Source organism: Flavobacterium franklandianum, assembly GCF_007097365.1.
GTDB classification, from domain to species: Bacteria; Bacteroidota; Bacteroidia; order Flavobacteriales; family Flavobacteriaceae; genus Flavobacterium; species Flavobacterium franklandianum.
In genome coordinates this window covers 1-2,556 of the sequence record NZ_VJZR01000035.1, presented here as the reverse complement: position 1 = coordinate 2,556, position 2,556 = coordinate 1, and the positions used below count along the sequence as shown (strand labels likewise).

At 34.7% G+C, this 2,556-nt stretch carries 2 protein-coding genes; both read left to right on the top strand.

What is annotated here, in order from left to right; all coding sequences use genetic code 11:
• The first annotated feature begins 623 nt into the window (after positions 1-623).
• A complete protein-coding gene (locus FNW17_RS16150; protein WP_143392100.1) occupies positions 624-911 on the top strand; it encodes a GIY-YIG nuclease family protein in 288 nt (95 codons plus the stop codon).
• 233 nt (positions 912-1,144) lie between these two features.
• On the top strand, positions 1,145-2,353 hold the full coding sequence (locus tag FNW17_RS16145; RefSeq protein WP_144072202.1) for a tetratricopeptide repeat protein: 1,209 nt from the start codon (positions 1,145-1,147) through the stop codon (positions 2,351-2,353).
• Positions 2,354-2,556 lie beyond the last annotated feature (203 nt).

Below are 2,556 nucleotides of genomic sequence, written 5' to 3'. Positions count from 1 at the left end.
AAATATTTGATAGTCACGCCTCAGTTCGAGTGATTTTTAAAGCTAGATGAATGTTGTTTAAATGAAATAAAGGTGATGCTTTAAAAATTGTATCGAGAACCTTGCTAATCAAAAGGCTTCTCGATACAATTTTGAATCGTAAAGCTGTCGCATTACAATTCAAAATCACTCGAAGAGACGGATGGTTTTAAATGAGAGAATATTTGATAGTCACGCCTCAGTTCGAGTGATTTTTAAAGCTAGATGAATGTTGTTTAAATGAAATAAAGGTGATGCTTTAAAAATTGTATCGAGAACCTTGCTAATCAAAAGGCTTCTCGATACAATTTTGAATCGTAAAGCTGTCGCATTACAATTCAAAATCACTCGAAGAGACGGATGGTTTTAAATAAGAGGATAATTGATAATCGCTCGTCAGTTCGAGTGATTTTTAAAGCTAGATAAAGGTTGATTAAATTAATAAAAGGTAATGCTTTAAAAATTGTATCGAGAACCCTACAATTCAAAATCACTCGAAGAGACGGATGGTTTTAAATGAGAGAATATTTGATAGTCACGCCTCAGTTCGAGTGTCACTCTTTTGGGCGTGATGTATCGAGAACACTTTTAAAATTTATCTATAAATGAAACAGTCTTATGTATATATATTAAAATGTTCCGACAATTCATATTATACAGGGGTTACTAGCAATTTAATGCAACGACTTTTTCAGCACGAAACTGGTTTTCATCCTGATTGTTATACAGCAAACAAAAGGCCTGTAGAATTAGTCTACTATTGTGAATTCACAGATATTAATTTTGCAATAGATTTTGAGAAAAAAATTAAAAAATGGTCAAGAGCCAAAAAAGAAGCATTGATAAATGAAGAGTATGACAAACTTCCTAATTTAGCAAAGAAAAAGTTTTAAAGTCATTCGATGAATTGAGAATATTTGCAATTTATAAAGCTTCTCGATACAATTTTGAATAGTAAAGCTGTCGTGTTACTATTTAAAATCACTCGAAGAGACGGATGGATTTACATTAAGGATAATTGATAATCACTCGAAGAGACGGATGGTATTAAATAATAAGATAATTGATAATCACTCGAAGTGGCAAATAGAATTTGCATAATGATGGATTATTTACACTTTAAAAAATGAATATAAAAAACATACTTTTCATCCTGCTAATTATTCTTTCCGTTAACACCCTTTTTGCGCAAAAAGATGGCTATTGGGACAAAGAACGGGCTACTAAAAGAGAAATCGTCGTTTCGGCAAGAGAGAGAATCGTCATAAAAACCGAAGAACTTCCCATTGGAACCACCGAAGTAGTCTTTAGAATCACCCTTTTGGACGTGAATCAACAAATGGCCAATAGTTTGGTTTCTGTATTAAAATCCATTCCCGATCCAACAGGAATCAGTCAAGGTTCGGCTGGAGCGGTGTTCTTGCTGTCGAAGATTTCGGGAGATGATAAATGCAAGTATGCTATTTTTTCTAATGAAGTTTTAGCCGCTGAATACAAAAAAAATGGAACTACCGCCAAAGCGTGTTACGAGCAAAACGTAGCTGTTAGCAAAGACGCCAAAGGACTTTCGATTGATAAATCTTTATGTATTTTGCCTAATTCAAACGCAATGTGGTTTGGTTTCGAAAGCAAGAATTGGCTCATGAATCAGAAAATTGTGCTCGAAGTGGTGCCTTGGGTCAACACTAGATTGAGCAGCGGATGGAATCTCGAAAACCGCAAACTGATTCTCAATCAATGCAAAAGCACTGATTTGGCCAAGAAAATCATCCCTTCCGATGACTTTTGTGTTTGCGTCTTGAATAATTTGCAAAAGGAATACAAATTTCAGGAATTCCAAAAACTATTGCCTATCGAAAAATCGAAAGCTTATGCCGACTTTGGGAATGCTTGTTTAAGTCAAATAGGCACTTCAGACAAGATATTTTCTGATTTACGAAATCAGGTAGCCGATTTAGTAAAACAAGCCAAATACAGCGAAGCAATTGAGAAATCAGGAATTATTGTCGTTTATGGAAAAGCAAATGTCAAAGATTTCAATACCCTTGGTTATTCCTATTTGATGACCAAACAATATGCAAAAGCCATCAAATCACTCAAAGAAGGCGAGAAGCTGGACGATTCGGAATTGTTGATACAAATGAATTTGGCGCACGGGTATTTGCTTAATAAAAACTTCAAATCGGCGAAACCCATCTATAAAAAATACCAATTTCAGAATGTTACCGATAGTTTGAGTTGGACTCGAAAAGTACAACAAGATTTCGACACCTTTAAAAAGGCAGGATTACCCAGTGGCGATTTCGATCGAGTTTTGAGGTTGTTGGAGGATTAAACGAATTTACAAACCCTAACCTCTAACTTCTAACTTCTAACTTCTAACTTCTAACTTCTAACTTCTAACTTCTAACTTCTAACTTCTAACTTCTAACTTCTAACTTCTAACTTCTAACTTCTAACCTCTAACCTCTAACCTCTAACCTCTAACTTCTAACTTCTAACTTCTAACTTCTAACTTCTAACCTCTAACCTCTAACC

Bases quoted from the DNA above. Each gene is read 5' to 3' on its own strand.
- FNW17_RS16150 (WP_143392100.1), top strand. From the start codon at position 624: ATGAAACAGTCTTATGTATATATATTAAAATGTTCCGACAATTCATAT.
- FNW17_RS16145 (WP_144072202.1), top strand. From the start codon at position 1,145: ATGAATATAAAAAACATACTTTTCATCCTGCTAATTATTCTTTCCGTT.